This window comes from Streptomyces sp. NRRL B-24572 (genome assembly GCF_002156145.1).
Classification (GTDB): Bacteria; Actinomycetota; Actinomycetes; order Streptomycetales; family Streptomycetaceae; genus Streptomyces; species Streptomyces vietnamensis.
The window spans coordinates 1-3,372 of sequence record NZ_MWIG01001114.1 but is presented as its reverse complement, the minus strand read 5'-3'; the positions used below and the strand labels follow the sequence as shown (position 1 = coordinate 3,372).

The 3,372-nt window shown below is 71.0% G+C and carries 2 protein-coding genes, 2 rRNA genes and 1 pseudogene; 4 read left to right on the top strand and 1 reads right to left on the bottom strand.

Annotated features, from left to right (window positions below; genetic code table 11):
• The 4 genes and pseudogenes from CCN56_RS40655 to CCN56_RS44050 all read left to right on the top strand — a co-directional run.
• A 23S ribosomal RNA gene (locus CCN56_RS40655) occupies nt 1-77 on the top strand; the annotation flags it as partial.
• A gap of 106 nt (nt 78-183) precedes the next feature.
• Nucleotides 184-300, top strand: a 5S ribosomal RNA gene (rrf, locus tag CCN56_RS40650).
• A 455-nt stretch (nt 301-755) separates the two neighbouring features.
• Nucleotides 756-1,628, top strand: a pseudogene (locus tag CCN56_RS46060) (hypothetical protein); the annotation flags it as partial.
• 15 nt (nt 1,629-1,643) lie between these two features.
• Complete coding sequence (locus tag CCN56_RS44050) at nt 1,644-2,435, top strand: tetratricopeptide repeat protein (RefSeq protein ID WP_218779509.1); 792 nt, start codon at nt 1,644-1,646, stop codon at nt 2,433-2,435.
• A gap of 67 nt (nt 2,436-2,502) precedes the next feature.
• On the opposite strand, the gene CCN56_RS40640 is transcribed toward CCN56_RS44050, so the two are convergent.
• Nucleotides 2,503-3,372 (bottom strand): DUF1015 family protein (locus tag CCN56_RS40640; protein ID WP_086832547.1); only part of this gene is annotated, 870 nt, incomplete at its 5' end.

Below are 3,372 nucleotides of genomic sequence, written 5' to 3'. Positions count from 1 at the left end.
CTGGGTTGATAGGCCGGATGTGGAAGCCCCGCAAGGGGTGGAGCTGACCGGTACTAATAGGCCGAGGGCTTGTCCTCAGTTGCTCGCGTCCACTGTGTTAGTTCTGAAGCAACGAACAGTTGCTGGTTTCTAGAGCTAGAACACAACTACAGAGTGTGCTTGTTCGCTCGAAACCGATAGGGTTTCGGTGGTCATAGCGTTAGGGAAACGCCCGGTTACATTCCGAACCCGGAAGCTAAGCCTTTCAGCGCCGATGGTACTGCAGGGGGGACCCTGTGGGAGAGTAGGACGCCGCCGAACAATTCTTCAGGACCCCTGGTCCCAGCGTTCACGCTGGGACCAGGGGTCCTTTTGTTTTTTGCTTGACTTTTCCGATGCGCGGCTGAGTGCCGGCTGCGCGAGAATGACTGCAGTACCCGAAGACAGGAGTCACACCGATGTCCACCAACTCTCCCGACGACCGTCCGGAGCGCGAGCCGCGTCGCAGGGACGGTGCCGGTGGCGACCGGGGCGGCTTCCGCGGGCCGCGCCGTGACGACAACCGTGGCGGTGGTGGCTTCCGTCGCGATGACCGCGGTGGTGACAACCGCGGCGGTGGCGGTTTCCGCCGTGACGACCGTGGTGGCGACAGCCGTGGCGGTGACAACCGCGGTGGTGGGTTCCGTCGCGATGACCGTGGCGGCGACAACCGTGGCGGTGGCGGGTTCCGTCGTGACGACCGCGGTGGTGACAACCGTGGTGGTGGGTTCCGTCGTGACGATCGGCGTGACGAGCGTCCGTCGTTCCGCCGTGACGACCGTCCCTCCTACGGGCAGCGCGACGACCGCCGTGACGACAGCCGTGGCGGTGGGTTCCGTCGTGACGACCGCGGCGGTGACAACCGTGGCGGTGGTGGCTTCCGTCGTGACGACCGCGGTGGTGACAACCGTGGTGGTGGGTTCCGTCGTGACGATCGGCGTGACGAGCGTCCGTCGTCGTTCCGTCGGGACGACCGTCCCTCCTACGGGCAGCGTGACGACCGTGGCGGCTTCCGTCGCGACGACCGTCCCTCGTACCCCTCGCGTGACGACAGCCGCGGTGGCGGCGGGTTCCGCCGTGACGACCGTGGTGGCGACAGCCGTGGCGGTGACAACCGCGGTGGTGGGTTCCGTCGTGACGACCGTCGTGACGACAGCCGTGGCGGTGGCTTCCGCCGCGACGACCGCGGTGGTGACAACCGTGGCGGTGGTGGCTTCCGTCGTGACGACCGCGGTGGTGACAACCGTGGTGGTGGGTTCCGTCGTGACGATCGGCGTGACGAGCGTCCGTCGTCGTTCCGTCGGGACGACCGTCCCTCCTACGGGCAGCGTGACGACCGTGGCGGCTTCCGTCGCGACGACCGGCGTGATGAGCGGCGCGATGAGCGTCCCTCGTCGTTCCGTCGGGACGACAGCCGTGGTGGCGGCGGGTTCCGTCGTGACGACCGCGGTGGCGACAGCCGTGGCGGTGGCTTCCGCCGCGACGACCGCGGTGGCGACCGTGGCGGGTTCCGTGGCCGGGACGACCGGGGCGGCGACCGCGGTGGGTACCGTGGCCGGGACGACCGGGGCGGTTTCGGGCGTCGTGACGACCGGGACCGGGGCGACCGCGCGCCCATCAAGCGTCTGCCGATCCCGCCGGAGGTCACCGGTGAGGAGATCGACCCGGACGTGCGCCAGGAGCTGATGAGCCTTCCCAAGGGGCTCGCCGAGGACGTCTCGCGCAACCTCGTCATGGTCGCCCAGCTGATCGACGAGGACCCGGAGAAGGCCTACGGCTATTCCCGGGTCGCCCTGCGGCTCGCGTCCCGTGTCGCGGCCGTCCGCGAGGCCGCCGGCTTCGCCGCGTACGCGACGCAGAAGTACTCCGAGGCCCTTGCCGAGTTCCGCGCGGCTCGCCGGATGAGCGGCGGCGTCGAGCTGTGGCCCGTCATGGCCGACTGCGAGCGCGGCCTCGGCCGGCCCGAGCGGGCCCTCGCCATGGCCGGTGAGCCCGAGGTGCAGAAGCTGGACAAGGCCGGGCAGGTCGAGATGCGGCTCGTCGCCGCCGGCGCCCGCCGGGACCTGGGGCAGCTCGACGCGGCCATCGTGACGCTGCAGAGCCCCGAGCTCGCCTCCAGCGCCGTGCACCCGTGGACCGCGCGTCTGCGGTACGCGTACGCCGACGCGCTGCTCGCCGCCGGCCGTGAGCGCGAGGCGCGCGAGTGGTTCGCCAAGGCCCTGGAGGCCGACAAGGACGGCGCCACGGACGCCTCCGACCGGCTCGCCGAGATGGACGGCGTGGAGTTCGTCGACGCCTTCGACGAGTCCGAGGACGAGTCCGACGAGGAGTCGGACGAGTCGGGCGTCGTCGATGTCGAGCTCGACGTCGACGACGAGGACGACGAGGACGAGGACCGGGACGGCGACAAGGGCTGATCCGGGCCGGTAGTTGAGAAGGGCGGCACCCGTCGGGTGCCGCCCTTCTTCGTTTCCGTCCGTGCGTTCAGTCCAGCGCCAGGCTCCTCAGGACCAGGCCCGTCGCCGGCTTCGGGCCGAACGAGGTCGACTTGCGGGGCATCGTGACGCCCTGGCGGGCGAGGTCGCGGACGACCTCCTCCCGTACCGGATGCATGAGGACCGCCGTACCGCCGCGGCGTTCCGCCTGGGCGACCGCCGCCTCCGTGTCGTGGATGTAGGCGATGTCCTCGGGGGCGTCCGGGATGTGCCAGAGGTGCTCCAGGAGGGTGGAGTGCAGGACCGTGGCGTCCAGGGTCCGCCAGGCCTGGGGGCGGTCCGTGCGGATCGTGCGGTCGAGGAGGGCGGGGTCCGGGCGGTCCAGGAGGTGGAAGGTGCCGTCACCCGCGAGGAGGAAGGCGTTGCCTTCGGCCGCGGCGTCCGCGAGGGCCTCCAGGGCCACGGGGAGCGGCCGGTCGATCCTGCGGACCCGGAACGCGTCGCCGAGGGCCGTGAGGGCGTCGGCGACCGGCAGGCGGTTGAGGAGACGGTGGATGGCGCGGACCCGCAGGGGGTAGCGGGCGGTGTCGATGAGGAGGACCAGGCCGTAGTTCCAGGGGCCGGGCGCCGCGTGCTCCTCGCGGAGGCGCAGGTACGTCGCCCAGCGGTGGTGGCCGTCGGCGATGAGGGCCTGGTGCCGGGCCAGTTCGCCGGCGATCGTGGCGAGCTCGGCGGGGTCCGTGATCGACCAGAGGCGGTGCTGGAAGCCGTCCTCCGTGGTGGTGGAGAGGAGGGGCTCGCGCTGGACCGTGCGCTCGATGACCGCGTCGGCGCCGCCCTCCTCCTCCCCGACGTACGTGAGGAGCAGGGGCTCCAGGTTGGCGGCCGTGGTCCGCATCAGGGCGGCGCGGTCCTCGAC